The sequence below is a fragment of the Streptomyces sp. NBC_00440 genome (assembly GCF_036014215.1).
GTDB lineage: Bacteria > Actinomycetota > Actinomycetes > Streptomycetales > Streptomycetaceae > Streptomyces.
On the sequence record NZ_CP107921.1, the window covers coordinates 4026415 to 4047631 of the forward strand.

18 protein-coding genes are annotated in these 21217 nt (G+C 70.1%); 12 read left to right on the forward strand and 6 right to left on the reverse strand.

The annotated features are described in order from the left end of the window. Nucleotides 1-6 precede the first annotated feature (6 nt). The 7 genes from efeB to OHB13_RS18210 all read left to right on the forward strand — a co-directional run bounded on the left by efeB (nt 7) and on the right by OHB13_RS18210 (nt 8482). Complete coding sequence (efeB, locus tag OHB13_RS18180) at nt 7-1281, forward strand: iron uptake transporter deferrochelatase/peroxidase subunit (RefSeq protein ID WP_328377813.1); 1275 nt, start codon at nt 7-9, stop codon at nt 1279-1281. Nucleotides 1282-1447: 166 nt separating this feature from the next. After that, nucleotides 1448-2383, forward strand: a complete 936-nt coding sequence (gene pheA, locus OHB13_RS18185; RefSeq protein WP_328377814.1) for a prephenate dehydratase — start codon at nt 1448-1450, stop codon at nt 2381-2383. 708 nt (nt 2384-3091) lie between these two features. After that, nucleotides 3092-4369 (forward strand): serine--tRNA ligase, encoded by a 1278-nt coding sequence (gene serS / locus OHB13_RS18190; protein WP_266855292.1) that lies wholly within the window; start codon nt 3092-3094, stop codon nt 4367-4369. Further along, nucleotides 4366-5178 (forward strand): HAD family hydrolase, encoded by an 813-nt coding sequence (locus OHB13_RS18195; protein WP_328377815.1) that lies wholly within the window; start codon nt 4366-4368, stop codon nt 5176-5178. The genes serS and OHB13_RS18195 overlap by 4 nt, the downstream gene beginning before the upstream one ends. Nucleotides 5179-5488: 310 nt before the next feature. Beyond that, complete coding sequence (locus tag OHB13_RS18200) at nt 5489-6163, forward strand: FadR/GntR family transcriptional regulator (RefSeq protein ID WP_266855290.1); 675 nt, start codon at nt 5489-5491, stop codon at nt 6161-6163. A gap of 77 nt (nt 6164-6240) precedes the next feature. Beyond that, nucleotides 6241-7518 carry a CynX/NimT family MFS transporter gene (locus OHB13_RS18205; RefSeq protein WP_328377816.1) on the forward strand — a complete coding sequence of 426 codons (1278 nt, stop codon included), beginning with the start codon at nt 6241-6243 and terminating at the stop codon, nt 7516-7518. 226 nt (nt 7519-7744) lie between these two features. Next, a complete protein-coding gene (locus tag OHB13_RS18210; protein WP_328377817.1) occupies nt 7745-8482 on the forward strand; it encodes a hypothetical protein in 738 nt (245 codons plus the stop codon). A gap of 129 nt (nt 8483-8611) precedes the next feature. Here OHB13_RS18210 and OHB13_RS18215 read toward each other — a convergent pair whose 3' ends face one another. The 4 genes from OHB13_RS18215 to OHB13_RS18230 are packed head-to-tail and all read right to left on the reverse strand — an operon-like array spanning nt 8612 to nt 12148. After that, nucleotides 8612-9331, reverse strand: a complete 720-nt coding sequence (locus tag OHB13_RS18215) for an ABC transporter permease (protein ID WP_266855287.1) — start codon at nt 9329-9331, stop codon at nt 8612-8614. A 17-nt stretch (nt 9332-9348) separates the two neighbouring features. Then, nucleotides 9349-10260 carry an ABC transporter ATP-binding protein gene (locus OHB13_RS18220; protein ID WP_266855286.1) on the reverse strand — a complete coding sequence of 304 codons (912 nt, stop codon included), beginning with the start codon at nt 10258-10260 and terminating at the stop codon, nt 9349-9351. Then, complete coding sequence (locus tag OHB13_RS18225) at nt 10257-11138, reverse strand: ABC transporter permease (protein WP_328377818.1); 882 nt, start codon at nt 11136-11138, stop codon at nt 10257-10259. Before OHB13_RS18225 ends, OHB13_RS18220 begins: the two co-directional genes overlap by 4 nt. Next, the gene (locus tag OHB13_RS18230) at nt 11135-12148 is read right to left on the reverse strand and encodes an ABC transporter ATP-binding protein (protein ID WP_328380324.1); all 1014 of its coding nucleotides are present in this window, start codon (nt 12146-12148) and stop codon (nt 11135-11137) included. Before OHB13_RS18230 ends, OHB13_RS18225 begins: the two co-directional genes overlap by 4 nt. A gap of 339 nt (nt 12149-12487) precedes the next feature. Between OHB13_RS18230 and OHB13_RS18235 the strand changes: the two genes are divergently transcribed. From OHB13_RS18235 to OHB13_RS18250, 4 genes are all read left to right on the forward strand, one after another. Beyond that, nucleotides 12488-13387 carry a M24 family metallopeptidase gene (locus OHB13_RS18235; RefSeq protein ID WP_328377819.1) on the forward strand — a complete coding sequence of 300 codons (900 nt, stop codon included), beginning with the start codon at nt 12488-12490 and terminating at the stop codon, nt 13385-13387. Next, entirely contained in the window at nt 13384-15162 is a 1779-nt protein-coding gene (locus tag OHB13_RS18240; protein WP_328377820.1) for an SDR family oxidoreductase, read from the forward strand. Before OHB13_RS18235 ends, OHB13_RS18240 begins: the two co-directional genes overlap by 4 nt. Nucleotides 15163-15188: 26 nt before the next feature. Next, nucleotides 15189-16127, forward strand: a complete 939-nt coding sequence (locus OHB13_RS18245; protein WP_328380325.1) for a metal-dependent hydrolase — start codon at nt 15189-15191, stop codon at nt 16125-16127. A gap of 182 nt (nt 16128-16309) precedes the next feature. After that, nucleotides 16310-17269: a MerR family transcriptional regulator gene (locus OHB13_RS18250; protein WP_328377821.1), complete on the forward strand. Its 960-nt coding sequence runs from the start codon at nt 16310-16312 to the stop codon at nt 17267-17269. 175 nt (nt 17270-17444) lie between these two features. Here the strand turns inward: OHB13_RS18250 and OHB13_RS18255 are convergent, their stop codons facing one another. Next, nucleotides 17445-18359: an LLM class flavin-dependent oxidoreductase gene (locus tag OHB13_RS18255; RefSeq protein ID WP_328377822.1), complete on the reverse strand. Its 915-nt coding sequence runs from the start codon at nt 18357-18359 to the stop codon at nt 17445-17447. 227 nt (nt 18360-18586) lie between these two features. Between OHB13_RS18255 and OHB13_RS18260 the strand changes: the two genes are divergently transcribed. Then, nucleotides 18587-19441 carry an HAD-IIB family hydrolase gene (locus OHB13_RS18260; RefSeq protein WP_328377823.1) on the forward strand — a complete coding sequence of 285 codons (855 nt, stop codon included), beginning with the start codon at nt 18587-18589 and terminating at the stop codon, nt 19439-19441. A 20-nt stretch (nt 19442-19461) separates the two neighbouring features. On the opposite strand, the gene OHB13_RS18265 is transcribed toward OHB13_RS18260, so the two are convergent. After that, nucleotides 19462-21198, reverse strand: coding sequence for a GAF domain-containing sensor histidine kinase (locus OHB13_RS18265; protein ID WP_328377824.1), 1737 nt, complete (start codon nt 21196-21198; stop codon nt 19462-19464). Between the last annotated feature and the right edge of the window lie 19 nt (nt 21199-21217).

The window sequence follows — 21217 nt, forward strand, 5'->3', positions numbered from 1 at the left end:
CCAGCAATGAACGACATCTCCAGGAGGCGGCTGCTCGGGACCGCGGGCGCTGTGGGCGCAGGCGGCCTCGTGGTGGGCGCAGCCGGCGGAGCAGCGGCGCACGCGGCGACCGAGGCGGCTCCGGCGACCGCGCTGACGACTGTCGGCTCGACCGAGGTGGCCTTCCACAGCTCGGGGAAGAGCGGCGGTTCCACCGGGGCCGCGCACCAGGCGGGCATCACCACACCCGCCCAGTCCACCGGGTATCTGATCGCCTTCGACCTGGCGGCCGGCGCCGGCCGCACCCAGGCCGCGGCGCTGCTGCGCCGCTGGTCGGCGAGTACAGAGCGGATGATGGCGGGCGAGCCGACCGGCGACGACACCGGGATCGCGCTCGACGCGGGCCCGTCCTCCCTCACGGTCACCTTCGGCTTCGGACGGTCCTTCTTCAGCCGTACGGGACTGACCGCGCAGCGCCCCACCCAGCTCGACCCGCTGCCGGACTTCGCCTCCGACCACCTGGACGCCAAGCGCAGCAACGGCGATCTGTGGGTGCAGATCGGCGCCGACGACCCGCTCGTCGCCTTCCACGCTCTGCGCGCACTCCAGAACGAGGCGGGTTCGGCGGCCCGGGTCCGCTGGCAGATGAACGGTTTCAACCGCTCGCCCGGCGCGACCGCCAAGCCGATGACCGTCCGCAATCTGATGGGCCAGATCGACGGGACGGGGAACCCCAAACCCTCGGACAGCAACTTCGGCCGGCGCATCTTCGTCCCGGCGGGCGGCGGCAAGGGCGCGGGCGCGCAGCCGGAGTGGATGGCGGGCGGCTCGTACGCCGTCGTACGCCGGATCCGGATGCTCCTCGACGACTGGGAGAGGCTTCCGCTGGGGAAGCAGGAGCAGGTCATCGGGCGGCGGAAGAAGGACGGCGCCCCGCTGACAGGAGGTACCGAGACGACCGCCATGGATCTGACCAAGGTCGGCCCGGACGGCAAGTTCGTCATCCCCGACAACGCCCATGCCCGGATCTCGGCCCCCGAACAGAACGGCGGTGCGGCGCTGCTGCGGCGCACCTTCTCGTACCACGACGGAATCGGCCAGGACGGCACACCGGACGCCGGGCTGCTCTTCGTCTGCTGGCAGGCCGATCCGGCACAGGGCTTCGTACCGGTGCAGCGGAAGCTGGACCGCGGCGACGCGCTGTCCACGTTCATCCGGCACGAGTCCAGCGGACTCTTCGCGGTGCCGGGGGCTGCCGGGCCCGGCGAGTACGTGGGCCAGCGCCTCCTCGAAGGCCACTGACCACGAGGCCTGCGGCCGGGCGGTGAGCGGTCGGCGGTGAACGGTACGCGGTACCCGGACGCTGATCGGCAGGCGGCAGGCGGGGCCGGGCGCCGACCGGCCGGTACGCGATCGCTCCTGTCCGGCGCCCCCGGACGCGGGGCGTTCGGCCCATTAGGGTGACCGTATGTCAGCCACTCGCTTCACCTATCTGGGCCCCGAAGGCACGTTCACCGAGGCGGCCCTGCGCACGCTCCCCGAGGCCGCCACCCGCGAACTCGTCCCGATGGTGTCCGTACCGGCCGCGCTCGACGCGGTACGGACCGGGGAGGCCGCAGCGGCGCTCGTACCGATCGAGAACTCCGTCGAGGGCGGCGTCACGGCGACCCTCGACGAGTTGTCGGGCGGCGAGCCGCTGATGATCTACCGCGAGGTGCTGCTGCCGATCGCCTTCGCGCTGCTGGTGCGGCCCGGCACGAAGCTGTCCGATGTGAAGACGGTGACGGGGCACCCCGTCGCCCAGCCCCAGGTACGGAACTGGCTGCGGGCCAACCTCCCGGAGGCCGTGTGGGAGTCGTCCGCGTCCAATGCGGACGGCGCACGGCTCGTACAGGAAGGCCGGTACGACGCGGCCTTCGCCGGTGAGTTCGCCGCCGCCACGTACGGGCTCGAACCGCTGATCACCGAGATCCACGACGCGCAGAACGCCGAGACGCGCTTCGTCCTGGTGGGGCGCCCCGCCCGGCCCGCGGCACCGACCGGCGCCGACAAGACGTCGGTGGTCGTCTGGCAGCGCGAGGACCATCCCGGCGCACTGCTCGAAATCCTTCAGGAGTTCGCGGTGCGGGGGGTCAACCTGATGCTCCTCCAGTCGCGGCCGACGGGCGAGGGCATCGGCAACTACTGCTTCGCCATCGACGCGGAGGGCCATATCTCGGACCGCCGGGTGGGCGAGGCGCTCATGGGGCTCAAGCGGAGCTGCCCCGAGGTGCGGTTCCTCGGTTCGTACCCGCGGGCCGGGGTGACGGCCCAGGACGTACGGGCGCTGCGGTCCGGCACATCGGACGCGGAGTTCGTGGCGGCGTCGGACTGGCTGGCACGCAGCGAGGACGGCCGGGCCTGACCCGGGGGGCTGGGGGGTTGCTGGGAGGCGGCCGGGTCCGATCGGGAGCCCGGCCGGCCCGGGGGCCGACCCGGGCCTGACGTCGGCGTACGTGAACCCCGTAATCGCCGCGCGTAATCGTCGTACGTCCCGATTTCCGCACTCCGGAAAAGTTATCCACAGGCTCCGTCTCGACCTGGGGACAAGTCGACAGACCAAGTCGACATGGTCGACAAATCGTCCCAGTGACGGCACTTCCGTCCACAACTCCGCAGGTGGGGCACTGTCACCCCAATTCTACCGATCAACCCTTTAGAGCGATCAATTCCCCCCTGAATGAGGATGCGTAGGGGGTTTGAAGGGGAAATTCCAGCAAACAGTCGGTTGACCGTGGGGCTTTCGGAACCATCTCCTTCGCCATCCACAGATTTCCCACACAGCCTGTGGATAACTAATCCAGGCTGTGGATTCCTGTGGACAAGCGAGCCCAAGTCCCGCCCGGCGCAAGGGAAATGAGTCAACGGTTTCACCCGGAATGCTTCGTTCCGGGGAATCGGTCACCTTTATTGACCTCCGGCCGACGAGGGCCAGACGGCGCCGCCGCCGGGATATCCCACCCCGCTCCACCATTCCATAGATAGTGGAGCAATCCGGACAAAGCACCACTGGAGATGCAGCACAGTGAATATCAAGTCGAGTGCGGGAAGCGGGCAACGGTAGCCTGGTGGGGTGATTGACCTTCGCCTGCTCCGTGAGGACCCCGACCGTGTTCGCGCCTCCCAGCGCGCCCGTGGAGAGGACGTCGCTCTTGTCGACGCCCTGCTCTCCGCCGACGAGCGGCGCAGGTCGTCCGGACTCCGGTTCGACGAACTCCGCTCCGAGCAGAAGACGCTCGGCAAGCTGATCCCCAAGGCCTCGGGTGACGAGAAGGCCGAGCTGCTCAAGAAGACGGGGCAGCTCGCAGCCTCCGTCAAGGCGGCCGACGCCGAGCAGAACGAGGCCGACGAGGAGACCAAGCGCCTGCTGCTCCAGCTCGGCAACCTGGTCCACCCCGACGTCCCGGTCGGCGGCGAGGAGGACTTCACCGTCCTGGAGACGCACGGGACCATCCGCGACTTCGCGGCCGAGGGCTTCGAGCCCAAGGACCACCTGGAGCTCGGCGAGGCCCTGCGGGCCATCGACACGGAGCGCGGTGCGAAGGTGTCGGGCTCGCGCTTCTACTACATGACGGGCATCGGCGCGCTGCTCGAACTGGCCCTGGTCAACGCGGCGGTCGCGCAGGCCACCGAGGCCGGGTTCATCCCGATGCTGACACCGGCGCTGGTCCGCCCGCGCGCCATGGAGGGCACCGGCTTCCTCGGCCAGGCAGCCGAGAACGTCTACCACCTGGAGAAGGACGACTACTACCTGGTGGGCACCTCCGAGGTCCCGCTCGCCGCGTACCACATGGACGAGATCATCGACGCCGGTGAACTGCCGCTGCGGTACGCGGGGTTCTCGCCCTGCTACCGCCGCGAGGCCGGCACGTACGGGAAGGACACCCGGGGCATTTTCCGGGTGCACCAGTTCAACAAGGTCGAGATGTTCTCGTACGTGCACCCCGACGACGCGGCCGCCGAGCACCAGCGGCTCCTGGAGTGGGAGAAGCAGTGGCTGACCAGCCTTGAGCTGCCCTTCCAGGTGATCGACGTGGCGACCGGCGACCTGGGCTCTTCGGCCTCCAGGAAGTTCGACTGTGAAGCGTGGATCCCGACGCAGGGCAAGTACCGCGAGCTGACGTCGGCGTCCAACTGCGACGGCTTCCAGGCGCGGCGCCTGTCGGTCCGGATGCGCGACGGCAAGAAGGTCCAGCCGCTGGCGACGCTCAACGGCACGCTCTGCGCCGTACCGCGCACCATCGTGGCGATCCTGGAGAACCACCAGCTCGCCGACGGCTCGGTCCGGGTCCCGCCGGTGCTGCGGCCCTACCTCGGCGGACGAGAGACTCTGGAGCCCACGTCCAAGTGACGACCCCCGCTCTGCCCTACCGGTTGATCGCGACCGACCTCGACGGCACGCTGCTGCGTGACGACGGTTCGGTCTCCGAGCGCACCCGCGCCGCACTGACCGCGGTGACGGCGGCGGGGGCGGCGCACATCATCGTCACGGGCCGGGCGGCTCCATGGACCCGGCACATCCTCGACAGCCTCGGTTACGAGGGCCTCGCGGTGTGTGCGCAGGGGGCGCAGGTCTATCACGCGGGTGAACACCGGCTGCTCACCTCCGTCACCCTGGACCGCAAGCTGGCCGCCGTCGCGCTCGCCAAGATCGAGACGGAGACCGGTCCGCTGGCGCTGGCCGTGAGCCAGGACGGCCTCGACGGCGAGGTGCTGGTGAGCGCCGACTACCGGACGAGTGAGGGTCTGCTGGCCGTGGCGCGGTTCGAGGACCGGGACGAGCTGTGGTCCGCGCCGATCAACAAGGTCTACATACAGCACCCGGAGCTGAGCGACGACGCGCTGGCGGAGATCGCTCGGCAGTCCGTCGGGAACCTGGTGGACGTGGTCATGGCGGGTGAGGGCGTGGTCGAGATCCTGCCGCTCGGGCTGAGCAAGGCGAAGGGCCTGTCGCTGGCAGCCCGGCGCCTGAAGCTCACGGCCGCGGACACGATCGCCTTCGGGGACATGCCCAACGACATCCCGATGTTCGGCTGGGCGGCGCACGGGGTGGCGATGGCCAACGCCCATCACTCCCTGAAGGCCGTGGCGGACGAGGTCACCACGTCCAACGAGGACGACGGTATCGCTGTGGTACTGGAACGGCTGCTCCAGGGCTGAACGGCTGGGGGGCGCCCGGGGGTTCGGCTGGCCCGGACGTACGGTGGGTGGCGCGGGTGACCGGTGGCCGGGTGATGATCCGGTGGCGGGGTGATCCGGTGGCCGGGTAGCGGGGGTAGCGGGTGGCCGGGTAGCCAGCTGGCCGGGTGCCCGACCGGCCGGGTGATCGGTAGAACACATGGGCGGCTGGTCCGGTTGACCTCCGACCCCTTGGGTCAGTTGTAGGATGACTGGGCAACAGGGTGACCCGGATACCACGCTCGATGAACAAGGCTCGATGAACAAGGCTCAATGAACAAGGGGCGACGAGATGGCACTGCGTGCGGCAGGACGGCACTCCCTCGTGGACACCGTCGTCCAACAACTGCGGGACCAGCTGACCGACGGGGAGTGGTCCGTGGGCGACCGCATTCCCACCGAGCACGACCTCGCCGAGCAGCTCGGCGTGGGACGTAACACCGTCCGCGAGGCGGTACGCGTCCTGGTGCACGCCGGGCTCCTGGAGTCCCGTCAGGGCAACGGCACCTTCGTACGCTCCACCGCCGACCCCTCCGCCGTTCTCCGCACGATGAGCCACGCGGGCGTGCTGGACATCCTGGAGCTGCGGGTCGCCCTGGAGACGGAGGCCGCCAGGCTGGCAGCCGTCCGCAGAGACGCGGCGGACCTCGACTGGCTGCGCGAAGCCCTCGGCACCCTCCACGAGCACGGCGACCGGGCGGCCGACGCCGACCTCGCCTTCCACCTGGGGGTGGTGGAGGCCACGCACAACACCACGTTCGCCGAGGTCTACCGCTTCTTCTCGACCCAGATGCACGAATCCCTGGTCGCCGCCCTCGGCGACCAGCAGATGCCGCCGATCGACATCACCGCCCACGAGGCCCTGGTGGACGCGATCGAGAGCGGTGACCCGGCAGCGGCGGAACAGGCTGCCCGCGCACTGCTCCAGGTACCGATGGATGTCGTCCGCCGACTGGTGGGCCGCTGACCAGGCGCCCCACCCGCCCCGCCCTGCCACCCGCAGCACCACCGACACACGAAGAGAAACGCTGAGAGGTGCCTGACGTGTCCCGCCCGGACCTGGATCAACTGCTTCCCGACGCCGAGGCCGACGTCCGGCCGTCCCGCGAGGGGGCCGCCGCACGGCGCGCCCTGATCGCCCACCCCGCGGTGCTCTTCATCGGCATCGTGCTGGCCTCGCTCAACATGCGGGCGGCGCTGGCGAGCGTGTCACCTCTCATCGGCGAGATCAGCAGCACGTTCGGCCTCTCGTCGACGGCGTCGAGCCTGGTCACCTCCGTGCCGGTGCTGTTCCTCGGGGTGGGCGCGATGATCGCCCCGTGGCTGGCCCGCCGGTTCGGTACCGAGGTGGTTCTGCTGTGCGCTCTGATCCTGCTCGGCGTCGGCATTCTGGTCCGGGTCCTGCCGTCCGTGTTCGCCCTGTACGGCGGCGGAGTGCTGGCCGGCACCGCGATAGCCCTGCTGAACGTCCTGATGCCGGGGCTGATCAAGCGGGACTTCCCGGACCGGGCCGCGTCGATGACCTCCGTCTACACCGGCGCGATGATCGGCGGCGCCACCCTCTGCGCCGCGGCCTCGGTCCCGCTGGAGAAGGCGTTCGGAAACAGCTGGCAGGCGTCGCTGGCCTTCTGGTCGCTGCTGGCCGTGGTCGCCGCGGTGGCATGGCTGCCGCAGGTGCTGATCGCCCGCGGCCGTACCGGCCACGAGGTACGCGTCACGCCGGCGCACACGGGACCGGCCAGGAGCATCTGGCGCTCGGCGCTCGCCTGGCAGGTCACGCTGTTCATGGGCCTCCAGTCGCTCTGGTCGTACGTGCTGATCGCCTGGATGCCGACGATCTTCACGGACCACGGGATGAGCCGCTCGACAGCGGGCGTGATCTTCGCGTTCAACAACCTGATCCAGGTAGCCGGGGCCTTCGGCGTACCGCTGCTGGCCGGCCGTATGCGCAGTCAGCGCCCGCTGATCGTGCTGGTCACCTCGATGGTGGCGGTCGGCTACGCGGGCCTGATGATCGCCCCGGTGTCGGGTGCCTGGCTGTGGTCGGCCGTGCTGGGTGTCGGCCAGGGCGGCGCGGTGGGGCTGGCCCTGACGCTGATCGTGCTGCGGTCCGGCGACGCCCAGACGGCGGCGCGGCTGTCCGGGATGGCGCAGACGATCGGCTACCTCCTCGCCGCGGTCGGCCCGCTCACGGCCGGCGCCGTGTACCAGGCGACGGGCAGTTGGACCCTGCCGATCGCGCTGGTGCTCGGGGTGTGCGCGGCCGCCCTGGTGGTGGGCCTGTTCGCGGCCCGGGACAGGAAGGTCCAGGCCGTCAGGTGAGGGCGGGCGCGTGACTTGTACGACTGTCAGGTCGTTGGTCAGTGCGCGTGGAGGCAACTGGGGTTCGAGGCGACGAGAGCGCGTGAAGTCGGGGAGTGCCGGTCCCGAGGCGGAAGCCGGGCCGGTCATTGAGTACGTGACGTAGATGAGCGGATCTCCACCCCTGAAGCCCGGGGAGAGGGCCGTCACTGTCATGCACGAATGACCATGAACGGCAGGCTCATCCATGCCAACCGAAATCGCCCTGCTCGAATCGCGCGCGCTGCGCGCGGACCATCTGGGGCGCGTCGACGTCCTGGACAAGGTCAAGGCGCTCGCACTGCTGCCGGACGGGATTCATCTCCGTACGCAGGATGTGGCGCGGTACTTCGACGTATCCACAGAGGTCATCAAGAAGGTGACCCAACGGCACCGTGAGGAGCTCGCCTCAAACGGACTGCGCGTCCTGCAAGGCGCTGACCTCGAAGAATTCAAGGGGGACAACCTGTCCCCCTTGCCCTGGCACGGCCTGAGTTATCCACAGCCCCGGTCGGGCCTCACGGTTCACACCCGTCGCGCTGTCCTCAACATCGCCATGCTGCTGCGCGACAGCGAAGTCGCCCGTCGCGTGCGGGGCTACCTCCTCGACACCGAGGAGCAGCACCGGGCGCCGGCGTCGGACCCCCGTTTCGACGGGCTCGACCGCCGCGTCACCCAGCTGGAATCCGCGATGACCGAGGCCGGCCACGCGCTACAGGAGCTGGGCCCCGTGCTGGCCCGGATGTCGGATCGCCTGGAGGTCGTGTCGGACCGCCTGGAGTCGCTGGACCGACGGCTCGACGCCACGAACCGCGTCGTCGGCGCCATGAGCGTACGGCTGTCGGATCTCAGCGAGGACACAGCTGAGATCAAGCACCGTCTGCCGCACCCGGCAGACCAGGCACCGCAGCAATGCCTTCAGCGCCGACGTCGTCGCCGGCGCTGAAGGAAGAGCCCCGCACAGCAAGCTCGAAAGAAACCCGGCAGAAACCCGAGGGAAGCCTGAGGGAAGCCCGGCAAAGAGCCGGGGGCGGGAGCGACGGGGTGCCCGTCGCTCCCGCCCCCGGCCCCGGTCTCACTCCTCGCCGGCCAGCGTCAGCCGTCGCAGTTTCTGTCCCGCGTACCAGGTGGCGAGCACAGTGACCCCCGCCAGCAGCACCACGGCCAGGGGCAGTCCGACATCCGAGCTGATCGCACCCGGCGCGCCGATCTTCTCCGCCAGGGCGAGCGACCACTGCTGGATGCTCAAGGTGCGCGCACCCGGTACCAGGTTGCCGAACAGACCCTCCCAGACCAGCGCGTAGACAAGACCTGCGACCACCGCGTGCCGGGTGACCGTGCCCAGGAGCAGGAAGACCGAGGCGTACGCGATGGACGCGACCAGCGCGGCGACCGTGTAGGCGATCGCGATCTGCTGGCCGTTGCCGTTGAGGATCAGGCCCGCGATCAGGGTCGGAATCGCGGAGAACGCCATCGTCACGGCGATCGCCACGATGAGCTTGGTGAAGATGATCGTGGGGCGCTTCACCGGTTTGGCCAGCAGATAGACGATCGAACCGTCGTCGATCTCCGGGCCGATCGCACCCGTACCCGCGATGACACCGATCAGCGGCACCATCGTGGCCATGGCGAACCCGCCGAGCACATCGGCGGCGACCTGGTCGTCGGCGCCGCTGAAGGTGCGTACCGCGGCGGCGATCACGATCAGCAGTGCGGGCAGCACGAACAGGATCGCGGCCCGGCGGCGGCCGAGCAGGGCCCGGTAGGTGAGCCGGGCGACTGTGGGGTTGTACATGGGCGTCACAGCTCCTTTCAGGCCGCTACGAGGTACGAGAAGACCGATTCCAGGGACTCGTCCGACGGCGAGACGGTGAGGAGCCGGATGCCGTGTTCACGGGCGACGCGCGGCAGCAGCGCCGTGAACCGGCCGAAGTCGACCGCCTGGATGCGCAGCGCGCCCTCCGTGACGTCCACCTCGATACCGGCGGTCGACGGGTCGGCGATCAGCGCGGCGGCGAGGGCCCGGTCGTCGCTGGACCGTACGAGATAGCGGTGCGGCCGGTCCGTCATCAGACGGCGGATCCGGCGGAAGTCACCGGACGCGGCATGGCGTCCCGCCACGATCACCTCGATGTGCGAGGCGAGTTGCTCGACCTCCTCCAGGATGTGCGAGGAGAAGAGCACCGTGCGGCCCTCCGCACCCATCCGCCGCAGCAGTTCCATCAGCTGCATGCGCTGGCGGGGGTCCATGCCGTTGAAGGGCTCGTCGAGCAGCAGCACGCTGGGGTTGTGGACGAGGGCGGACGCCATCTTCACGCGCTGCCGCATGCCCTTGCTGTACGTCGCGATCTTGCGGTCCTGCGCGGGCTCCATCTCGACGGTGGCGAGCGCCTGTTGTGCGGCGCGCTCGTCGAGGCCGTGCAGTTCGGCGTTGGCGACGACGAATTCGCGGCCGGTGAGGAAGTCGTACATCCCCTCCCGCTCCGGCACGATCCCGATCTGCCGGTAGACGCTCTCGTTCCGCCAGATCGGCGCGCCGTCGAGGGTCACCGTGCCCGTCGACGGGGCGAGGAATCCGCCCATCATGTTGATGAGAGTGGACTTGCCGGCGCCGTTGGGGCCGAGAAGTCCGGTCACCCCGGGGCCGACCGTCATGGTGATGTCGTTGACCGCCACCACGTTGCCGAACCAGCGCGAGGTGTGGTCGATGTTGATCGTGGTCACAGCCCGACCTTCCGGTAGCGGCGCATCAGGACGGCGTACGAGCCGGCGATGAGCGCGAGAACGACGAGCACATAGACCACGCCGGTCCCCGCTCCGGGGCCGGTCCCGCCCGGGAAGGCCGAGGTGGCGCCGAGGAACGCGGTCTGGACGCCGTCGATCAGCGTGATCGGGGAGAAGAGCCCGAGCCAGCTGACGGCGCCTGCGGCGTCCTGGTTGAAGGCGATGGCCTGCACCGTGGAGACCGCTCCGTACGTGATGGTCAGTACGGCGATGACCGCGGCGACGCCGAAGCCGCGGCGCGGGGTGAGCGCGGCGACCACCAGTGCAATGCCGGAGAACAGCACCGAGAGCAGCGCGACGGAGACCAGTCCCTGGCCGAACCCCTCGGTCTGGTCGGCGAAGTCGAGTTTGGCGAGGAGCGCACCGATGTAGAGGATCACCAGCGGCGCCCCGGTCAGGATGAAGAGGGCCGAGGCCATCGCCGCGTACTTGGCGATGACGTAGTCGACGCGCTCGATGGGCCGGGAGAAGTACAGCGGGATCGACTTGAAGCGCAGATCGCGGGAGACCGCCTGCGGGGCCTGTGCGGCGAGGTACAGCCCGATGACGGCCTGCGTGAGGATGGCGTAGCGGGTGTAGTCGAGCGGCAGGTCCTTGGCCTTCGTCGCCACGGCCACCGCGACGACGATCGCCGCGGGCACGCACATCACCGCGAAGAGGATCATCGGCAGCACCTTGGACTTGGCCGAGCGGCCCAGACCGTAGGCGCCGCGCAGCGACTGCGCGAAGAGCGAACGGCGGGCGTAGGCGCGGCCCAGGCGCTGTCCGTCGTAGTTCCGGTATCCGATGTTGTGGATCTGACTGGTCTCGGTACTCATCGCGCCTGCACCTCCTGCTTCTGCTGGCCGGGCTGGGCCGGCGGACGGTTCTGCTGCTGGTCCCGCGACTGGCTCTGCTGGTCGGGGTGGAAGACCTCCGCGATGTGGTGGCGGCGCTGTTCCATCCGTACGAGGCCGAGCCCCAGGTCGGTGACCGTGTCGCGGACCAGGTCGTACGTCTCCACGCCCGCCGCCTCGACCAGCAGGATGTGGCCCGCGCCCGGCAGCCCCTCCTCCGTGCCCTCGTGCAGTGTCACGCCTGCCGCGGTCAGCGACTCGCGGAGCGCCCGCGTCCCGTCGGGATGGGTGTCGGAGTCGGTGACCTCGACCGCCAGCGTCGTGGTGGTCTGGGTGAAGTCGCTGGTGGAACTGGAGCGCAGCAGCGAGCCGCCGTCGATGACGACGACGTGGTCGCAGGTCCGCTCCAGCTCGCCGAGCAGGTGCGAGGTGACCAGGACCGAGATGCCGAAGTCGGTGTGCACCCGGCGGATCAGCCCGAGCATGTCGTCGCGGCCGACCGGGTCCAGGCCGTTCGTCGGCTCGTCGAGCAGCACCAGCTGCGGGTCGTGGACCAGCGCCTGGGCCAGCTTCACGCGCTGTTTCATACCGGTCGAGTAGCCGCCGATGGGGCGGTAGCGCTCTTCGTAGAGGCCGACGTGGCGCAGCGTGTCGGCGGTGCGTTCCCGTGCGGCGGTGGGCGGCAGTCCGGACATGCGCGCCATGTGGACGACGAACTCGGTGGCCGAGACGTCGGGCGGCAGGCAGTCGTGCTCGGGCATGTACCCGACGCGCTCACGGATTTCGGCGCCACTGGTGGCGACATCGAGCCCGAGCACGGCGGCCCGGCCCTCCGTGGCGGGGGACAGACCCAGCAGGATCTTGATCAACGTGGACTTGCCGGCTCCGTTGGATCCCACCAGTCCGGTCACACCGGGTCCGATGTCCAGGGAGAGCCGGTCAAGCGCGGTCACCCTCGGGAACCGCTTGCTCAGGCTTTCGGTCGCGATCACAGTCACACTCCGAAGGTAGTGGCGCGGCTCACCCCGGGCGTCAGCCCAGACGGCTGGATCCCTGTCCCCCTCCAGAGGTACGGACCCGTAGGGGCCCGATACGGGAGAGGGAGGGGAGGAGGGAAGAGGGGAAGGGTCTCCGGCGCAGGGGCGGAGGCGAAGGCGCAGGGGCGCAGGGGCGGTACGGGCGGCATCTCGGGCGGAGTTGGCCAGAGGAGTTGTCCACAGGTGGTTGTCCACAGGTAAGGCGGGGCCCTTGACGTAGCCGCCAGGCATTGTCACATTCATCAGTGTCAAGTTACGAGCACGTACCGCACACGGACGGGACGGTCAGGTGGCATGGCCTCAGGGGTGAAAGCAGCAGCGCGGTGGGCAGGTGGCCCGGCCGCACGGCCGGTCGCGCAGGGCAGCGGGGAGGCCGCGCGGCTGCGGGGGTTCAGAGAGGTGCAGACCCTCGCCTACGCCTGCGCGGAGGCTGTCGCCGCACAGCTCAGACCGGGTGTGACCGAGCGCGAAGCGGCGCGGATGCAGCGCGAGTGGCTCTACCGGCGGGGTGTACGGGACTGGTTCCACCTGCCGTTCGCCTGGTTCGGTGACCGCACCGCCTTCGCGGGGTTCAGGGTGCCGCTCCAGTTCTTCCCGACGAACCGGCGGCTCGAAGCCGGGATGCCGTTCATCCTCGACATGGCCCCTGTCTTCCGCGGCTTCACCGCCGACATCGGCTACTCCGGCTGCCTCGGCCTCAACCCCGTGCACGACAAGCTGCTCGCCGACCTGGAAGCGCACCGCGACCTCATCCTTCGGGAGGTCCGCGAAAGACGCCCGCTGCGCACGATCTACGAGGACGTGGAGCGGCTGATGACCACTCAGGGGTACGCGAACCGGCACCGCGCCTATCCGTTCGGCGTGATCGCGCACAAGGTCGACGAGGTCAAGGAACGCCGCTGGTCACCTCATGTGTTCGGGTTCGGCACCCAGTCCCTCAAGGGCTTGGCGAGCGATGCGCTGCACGGCCACCGGGACGGCTGGTCGCCGCTGTGGAGCCCGTACAAGTTCTCCGACCATCCGCCCCGGCCGGGGCTGTGGGCGGTCGAGCCGCACCTCGGATTCCGGGGCACGGGCGCGAAGTTCGAGGAAATCCTGGTCGTCACCGACTCGGCCGACCCCGAGCAGAGCGCCTTCTGGCTGGACGACGATCTGCCGCATGTGCGGCGCTGGGCAGAGGAGAGGGCCGCATGAGCAAGGGAATCATCAAGGGCGTCGAAGAAGCGCGCGAGCGCTGGGTGCGGACCGGAGGCATCGAGCTGTGCGTCGCCGAACTGGGCGACCCGGACCGGCCGACCGTACTGCTGGTGCACGGCTATCCGGACAGCAAGGAGGTCTGGACCGAGGTCGCGGCCCGACTGGCCGAACGCTTCCACGTGGTGCTGTACGACGTCCGGGGCCACGGCAGGTCATCGGCGCCGGTACCGCTGCGCGGCGGCTTCACCCTGGAGAAGCTGACCGACGACTTCCTGGCCGTGGCGGACGCGGTCAGCCCGGACGAGCCGGTGCACCTCGTCGGCCACGACTGGGGATCCGTGCAGTCCTGGGAATTCGTGACCGTGCCGCGCGCCGAGGGCCGGATCGCGTCGTTCACCTCGATCTCCGGTCCTTCGCTCGACCACTTCGGGCAGTGGATCAAGAAGCGGATGTCCCGGCCGACCCCCCGCAGGACGGCCCAACTCCTCGGCCAGGGTGCCAAGTCCTGGTATGTGTACCTGCTGCATACGCCGGTACTGCCGGAGCTGGCCTGGCGCGGACCGCTCGGCAAACGGTGGCCGAAGATCCTGGAACGGGCCGAGAAGGTGCCGTCCGGCGACTATCCGACGGCCTCGCTGCCGTCGGACGCCGCGCACGGCGCCTGGCTCTACCGTGACAACGTCCGGTCCCGGCTGCGCAGGCCGCGCACCGACGCGTACGCCCACGCCCCCGTCCAGCTGATCACGCCCACCGGCGACGCCTTCCTCTCCGAGCACCTCTACGACGAACTGGAGCACTGGGCTCCGCAGTTGACCCGTCGCACCCTGCCTGCCAAGCACTGGGTGCCACGCACCAGGCCGGACCAGGTCGCCGCCTGGATCGGGGACTTCGTCACCGCCAACGAGAGTCCGGGGCCTGCCCCGCAGACGGCGGCTACCGGCGCGTACGCCGACCGTTTCAGCGGCAGGCTCGTCCTGGTGACGGGCGCGGCGAGCGGGATCGGCCGGGCCACCGCCTTCGCGTTCGCCGAATCGGGAGCACGTGTGGTGGCCGTCGACCGGGACGCGGAAGGGGCCGCGCGCACCGCGGAGATGTCACGGCTGATCGGCTCCCCCGATGCCTGGGGTGAGGCGGTGGACGTCAGCGACGAGCAGGCGATGGAGAAGCTCGCCGAGAAGGTCGCCGCCGAGTACGGGACGGTCGACATCCTGGTCAACAACGCGGGCATCGGCCTCTCCGGCTCCTTCCTGGACACCACGAGCGAGGACTGGAAGCAGGTCCTCGACGTCAATCTGTGGGGTGTCATCCACGGCTGCCGGCTCTTCGGAAAGCAGATGGCGGACCGCGGCCAGGGCGGGCACATCGTCAACACCGCTTCGGCAGCGGCGTACCAGCCGTCGAAGGCACTCCCCGCGTACTCCACGTCCAAGGCCGCCGTACTCATGCTGAGCGAGTGTCTCCGTGCCGAGCTGGCCGGACAGGACATCGGGGTCACCGCGATATGCCCGGGCCTCGTGAACACCAACATCACCTCCACCGCGCGGTTCGCGGGCGTATCGGCGGAGGAGGAGAAGCGCCGGCAGAAGAAGTCGTCCCGGCTGTACGGGCTGCGCAACTACCCGCCGGAGAAGGTGGCCGAAGCGATCCTCTCCGCCGTGGTGAACAACCGGGCGGTGGTGCCGGTGACACCGGAGGCACGCGGCGCCCGCTTCATGTCCCGGTTCGCGCCGAGGGCCCTGCGCGCCGTCGCCCGGATGGAGCCGCCGCTGTGAGCAACGGACAGGCCCCGGAAGCGGACATGGGGCCGCACCCGGAGCCGGGACCCCATGTCATCGCGCCGCGCCGGGTCTCCTTCGACTGGGAGAACACGCCGCTGCACTGGATACCGGACGAGCCCACCGCCACCCATGTGATCAATGTGCTGCATCTGCTGCTCCCGGCGGGTGAGCGGTGGTTCGTGAAGGTCTTCAAGGAGGCTCTGCCGCTCGTCGACGACCCCGGACTGCTCAAGGACGTCAAGGGGTTCATGGGCCAGGAGGCCACGCACAGCGTGCAGCACTCCCATGTCCTGGACCACCTAGCCGCCCAGCGGCTCGACACCGCGGCGTACACCCGGCACGTCGACTTCCTCTTCGAGAAACTGCTCGGCGAGCAGCCACCGCTCGGCATACCGGTCCCGGCGCGGGAGTGGCTCCGCTTCCGGCTGTCGCTGGTCGCCGCGATCGAGCAGTTCACCGCGGTCCTCGGGGACTGGGTGCTGGGCGCCGACGCACTCGACAGGGCAGGATCCGACGCCGTCATGCTCGATCTGCTGCGCTGGCACGGCGCGGAGGAGGTGGAACACCGGGCCGTGGCCTTCGACATGTACCAGCACTGCGGCGGCGAAGGGCTGCCGCGCTATGCCCGGCGGATCGAGGGCATGGCCGTCGTCACTCCGGTACTGCTGTACCTGTGGGTGTGGGGTGCCTCGTATCTCATGCGCCACGACCCCGCTCTCCTGCGCCGGGGCCCCGGGCGCGCGGGCAGGACGCGGTACTCGATGCGCGAGCACAACCGGGCGGTCGCCAAAGGGCTGCTGCCCACCTGGGGCGAGCTGGGCTCGGCGATACCCCGCTACTTCAGGCGGTCGTACCATCCCTCCCAGGAGGGCTCGCTGCGCAGGGCGGTCGAGTACCTCGCAGCCTCGCCGGCCGCCCGCGCGGCGGCAGGCGCGATAGGCCGCGCGGCCCTGCCGTAGCCCTGCCAGGGGAGAAGGCAGAGGGGAAGAAAGCAGAGGGAGGCAGCGTGGCCGGGGTGAGAGCGTCGGAGGTGCCGGCGTCGGAGACGGGAACGCCGGAGGTACCGGCGCCAGAAGTGCGGGCCTCGGAGGTGCCGACGTCGGAGGTGCCGACGCTCGAAGCAGAAGTGCCGGCGCCAGAAGTGCGAGCGTCGGAGGTGCGGGCCTCGGAGGCCGGGCCCGAGTACCGGATCGAGGATCTGGCGCACCGCAGTGGCGCCACTGTCCGTACGATCCGCGCGTACCAGGACCGCGGCCTGCTGCCCAAACCGCAGCGGCGCGGCCGGTCCAATGTGTACGGGGACAGCCATCTGGCCAGGCTCCGCCAGATCGCCGAGCTGCTCGACCGCGGCTACACCCTCGCCTCCATCAAGGAACTGCTTGAGGCATGGGACGCCGGACGCGGTCTCGGCGGGGTGCTGGGGCTGGTCGCCGAGGTCAGCGGCCCGTGGACCGATGAGGAAGCGGACCGGATCTCCCGTGCCGAACTGGACGCGCGGTTCGGCGGGGTGCCCGACGACGAGGCAGTCGCCGACGCGGTGGCGCTGGGCGTGCTGGAACGGGTGTCCGGCAGCGACGACGAGTTCCTGGTGCCGAGCCCGCAGGAACTGGCTGTGGCTGTGGAGCTGCACGCGGCCGGCGTCCCGCTCAAGGCCATCTCGGTCCATCTGCGGGAGTTGCGCGGCCAGGTCGAGCACATCGCCTCGCGCTTCCTGGAGTTCACGACGGAGCACGTCTTCGCGCGCTATCTGACCCCCGCCCGGCCCACCGACGCGCATGTGGCGGAGGCCGCCTCACTGGTACGGCGGCTGCGCCCGCTGGCCCAGCAGAGTGTCGACGCCGAACTGGCCCGGGCCATGCGGCTGTTCGCCACCCGCCATCTCCAGCAGCACCTCGGCCCCGAGAGCCCGCCGGCGCAACCCGGAGGCCCCTCGTCCGTACCGGTTCCGGCGGCCACGCTCGCTGCGGTGGAGAGGCTGGTGGGCCGGGAGAACGCCGCCGCGTTCATCGCCGGCGCCACTGAACGAGAGCTTCAGGCAAGGGCGTTGGACGCGCTGACTCTTCCACAGCAAGAAGTCCGGCAAAACGACCAAAGAACGTAAATCCCCATCCCCTTGTCCACAGAATCGCCAAATAGCCTGTGGATAAGTCCCCTTGCCTGTGGATCATGCCTAACTCGGGGGGCGCAAAAGATAATTCGGATGCACACCGGCGCACGCGCCCCCGGCTCTCGCCCCGGCCCCGGCCCTCGCCCCGGCCTGATGCAAACGGGAGGCCCTAGCTGTTCGGTCCGAGCTGCGCCAGTGCGTCGGTCGCGATCTGCTCGAAGACCTTCTCGTCGGCGGCGAAGATGGTGCCGGGGATCGGCGCGTGGATCACGATCTCGTCGATGCCGAGCGCGAAGTACTTCCCCGCGAAGTCGACGAAGGCGTCCACGGACTCCATCGGGCGGCTCTCCTCGGGCGTGAAGCCGGTGAGCAGGATCTTCTCCACCTCGGCCGCATCCCTGCCGATCTCTTCGCACGCCGTGCCGAGCCTGCCGAGCTGGCCGCGTACGGCTTCGACCGATTCTTCCGGCGTACCCGTCTCGAAGATCTTCGGATCACCCGTCGTCACCCAGCTCTGCCCGTACCGCGCGGCGATCCTCATCCCCCGCGGCCCGGTCGCCGCGACGGCGAAGGGGAGCCTCGGCCGCTGCACACAGCCCGGGATGTTGCGGGCCTCGTCGGCGGAGTAGTGGGTGCCCCGGTGGGAGACCGAGTCCTCGGTCAGCAGCCGGTCCATGAGCGGGACGAACTCGCCGAACCGGTCGGCCCGTTCGCGCGGCGTCCACGGCTCCTGGCCGAGCGCAGTGGCGTCGAAGCCGGTGCCTCCGGCACCGATGCCCAGGGTGACCCGGCCGTCGGAGATGTCGTCCAGCGAGAGCAGATCCTTCGCGAGTGTGACGGGGTGCCGGAAGTTCGGCGAGGTGACCAGCGTGCCGAGCCGGACGCGCGTGGTGGCCGCGGCCGCCGCGGTCAGCGTCGGGACCGCCCCGAACCAGGGCCCGTCGCGGAACGGCACCCGCCAGGAGAGGTGGTCGTAGGTGTACGCGGTGTGGAAGCCCAGCTCCTCGGCGCGCACCCACTGCTCACGGCCACCCTCGCTCCACCGGCGGACGGGAAGAATCACGGTACTCAGACGCATGCCCACGACCCTACGTCGTACGGGTGCCCGCTCCCGGACCGCAGTTGTCGCCGCCTGGCCGGGTCGGTCGCCGACGGGGCCCCGCCACCGCCGTGCCCCGGAACCCTCCCTGCTCCGGATCCCGCCCTGATCCGGTCACCGCCCGGCGGCCCCGCCCGGCGGCGTGCGTACTCATCTGCGCGCCTCCTCGCACTCCCGTGCGCTCCACGCACTCCGTACGGGAGAATGACCGGGTGACCTCAGCTAACGGCCCCGCCGCCCCCCTCCCGCCCCGGCTGATCGCCACCGACCTGGACGGCACGCTGCTCCGCGACGACAAAACCGTCTCGGCCCGCACCATCGCGGCGCTCGCAGCCGCCGAGGAGGCCGGCATCGACGTCTTCTTCGTCACCGGCCGCCCGGCCCGCTGGATGGACGTCGTCAGCGACCATGTGCACGGCCACGGCCTGGCCATCTGTGGCAACGGCGCCGCCGTGGTCGACCTCCACGGCGACGAGGGCGGGCACATTTTCGTCAGGGTCCTCCCGCTGGAGCGCACCGACGCCCTCGACGTGGTCGCCATCCTGCGGGCCGCCGCCCCGGGCACGTCCTTCGCCGTCGAGCGGACCGGCGGCATCCACCACGAGCCGGGCTACCCGCCCCTGATGTTCGACGCCGCGTCGTGCGTCGCGCCCGTCGAGAAACTGCTCGCCACGGACTCCGACCTCGCGGACCAGCCCGTACTGAAGGTGCTGGCCTACCACCCGGAGCTGACACCCGACGACTTCCTCGTCCTGGCCCGTGAAGCTGTCGGCGTCCGCGCCTCGATCACCCGTTCCAGCCCGACCGCACTGCTGGAGATCAGCGGCCCCGGCGTCTCCAAGGCCGGCACGCTGGCGCTGTGCTGTGCTGAGCGCGGCATCTCGCCCGCAGAGGTCGTCGCCTTCGGGGACATGCCGAACGACGTCGAGATGCTGCGGTGGGCGGGCACCTCGTACGCGATGGGCAACGCGCATCCGGAAGCGGTGGCCGCCGCTTCCGGGCGCACGGTCGCGAACAACGAGGACGGCGTCGCGGTCGTCATCGAGCAGATCCTGAAGGCCCACTGACCGGGAGGCCGCCCGCACACCTACAGCGGTGCCTCCCACACCACTGCCGTGCCACCGCCCTCATCGCCGAGCCCCGGCCCGTAGGAGCTGGATCCGCCCAGCGCCTCCGCGCGCCGGCTGAGATTGCGCAGCCCGCTGCGACGGCCGCCCTCGGGGATGCCGACCCCGTCGTCGGAGACCGTGAGGCGTACCGCAGGGCGACCGTCGTCCAGCTGCGCTGTGGCGTCGACGTCCACCTGGATCCGGGAGGCGGCGGCATGCCGGAACGCGTTGGAGAGCGCCTCCCGCAGCGCCGCGATCAGGTTCTTCCCCGTCAGCTCACCGACCCCTGAGTCGACCGGGCCCACGAAGCGGTGCGTGGGTTTGAACCCCAGCGGTACGGCCGCCATGTTGATCTCGCGCAGCACCCGTCTGCACAGCCCCGACGGAGCTTCGGCGGGCCCCTGCTGCAACGCGAAGATGGCGGTACGGATCTCCTGGATCGTCACATCCAGCTCGCCGACGGCCTTGCCCACACCGTCGCGCACCCCTGGCGCCGCCGACTGACGGTGAGCGCCCTCCAACATCATCCCGGTGGCGAACAGCCGCTGGATGACCAGGTCATGGAGGTCACGGGCGATCCGGTCGCGGTCCTCGAAAACCGCGAGGCGCTCTCTGTCGCGCTGGGCGTCCGCCATCATCAGCGCCAGCGCGGCCTGTGAGGCGAACCGTGAGGCCAGGGAACGTTCGGCCGCCGTGAAGGGCCGGGCGCCGCGTTCGCGCGGCGTGGCCAGTGCGCCCAGCAGACGGCCGCCGCTGTGCAGCGGCAGCAACATGCTCGGCCCGAACCGCCTGCCCATCTCAGTGATCATCCGCGGATCGGACGCCGAGTCGTCCACGAACACCGGAGCGCCCGAGAGCAGTGTCGCCACGACCCCGCTCTCCGGCGGGATGATCAGCCCGAGGACCTGACTGGGGTGGTCGCCGGAGACGGCGACGACCTCAAGTCCGCCCTCCGCGGCAGGCAGCATGACCACTCCGGCGGCAGCGTCCGCCAGGTGGCGCGCCTGTTCGGCGACCACCGTGAGCGCCTCATCCGCGTCGCCGCCGGCCAGCAGTGCCGTGGTGACAGCCACCGAACCGTCGATCCACCGCTCGCGCTGCCGGGCCGCCTCGTACAGCCGGGCGTTGTTGATCGCGATACCGGCCTCGGTGGCCAGGACCTGCACCATGTGCAGATCGCCGTCGGTGAACCGGCTGCCGTCGGTCTTCTCCGCGACGTAGAGATTGCCGAAGGTCTCTCCCTGCACCTGCACGGGGGCCCCCAGGAACGTCCGCATCCGCGGATGGTGCGGAGGGAATCCGGCGAATCCCGGGTCGGTCGTCAGATCCGCGAGCCGCACGACGCGGGCATCCTCGATCAGCGCGCCCAGGATCCCGGTGTGCCCGTCCGGGATATGGCCGATCCGTGCGGCCACCTCCTCCGGCACGCCATGGGTGACGAATTCGCTGAGGCCGCCACGCTCCTCGTCCACGACACCGATCGCGGCATAGCGCGCACCGGCCAGCCCGGCGGCGGTCTCGCAGATCCTGTTCAGCGTCGCGTGCAGTTCGAGGCCCGTACCGATGGAGCGCATGGCCTCCAGCAGCTGCGGTACGCGCGCGGTGAACTCGGCGGAGAGCCCGTGCCGACCGAAGTCCTCCGCGGGAGAGTCCTCCCCGGAAGCGTCTTCCGCGGCAGCGTCCTCCGCGGGATCGGTGGGGTCCGGAGCTGACATACCCCAGAGCCTAGTAAGT

What these genes read in the sequence shown, in the direction of transcription:
- efeB (WP_328377813.1), top strand. Translation starts at nt 7, where the DNA reads ATGAACGACATCTCCAGGAGGCGGCTGCTCGGGACCGCGGGCGCTGTG.
- pheA (WP_328377814.1), top strand. Translation starts at nt 1,448, where the DNA reads ATGTCAGCCACTCGCTTCACCTATCTGGGCCCCGAAGGCACGTTCACC.
- OHB13_RS18200 (WP_266855290.1), top strand. Translation starts at nt 5,489, where the DNA reads ATGGCACTGCGTGCGGCAGGACGGCACTCCCTCGTGGACACCGTCGTC.
- OHB13_RS18210 (WP_328377817.1), top strand. Translation starts at nt 7,745, where the DNA reads ATGCCAACCGAAATCGCCCTGCTCGAATCGCGCGCGCTGCGCGCGGAC.
- OHB13_RS18215 (WP_266855287.1), bottom strand. Translation starts at nt 9,331, where the DNA reads ATGTACAACCCCACAGTCGCCCGGCTCACCTACCGGGCCCTGCTCGGC.
- OHB13_RS18225 (WP_328377818.1), bottom strand. Translation starts at nt 11,138, where the DNA reads ATGAGTACCGAGACCAGTCAGATCCACAACATCGGATACCGGAACTAC.
- OHB13_RS18235 (WP_328377819.1), top strand. Translation starts at nt 12,488, where the DNA reads ATGGCCTCAGGGGTGAAAGCAGCAGCGCGGTGGGCAGGTGGCCCGGCC.
- OHB13_RS18240 (WP_328377820.1), top strand. Translation starts at nt 13,384, where the DNA reads ATGAGCAAGGGAATCATCAAGGGCGTCGAAGAAGCGCGCGAGCGCTGG.
- OHB13_RS18245 (WP_328380325.1), top strand. Translation starts at nt 15,189, where the DNA reads ATGGGGCCGCACCCGGAGCCGGGACCCCATGTCATCGCGCCGCGCCGG.
- OHB13_RS18265 (WP_328377824.1), bottom strand. Translation starts at nt 21,198, where the DNA reads ATGTCAGCTCCGGACCCCACCGATCCCGCGGAGGACGCTGCCGCGGAA.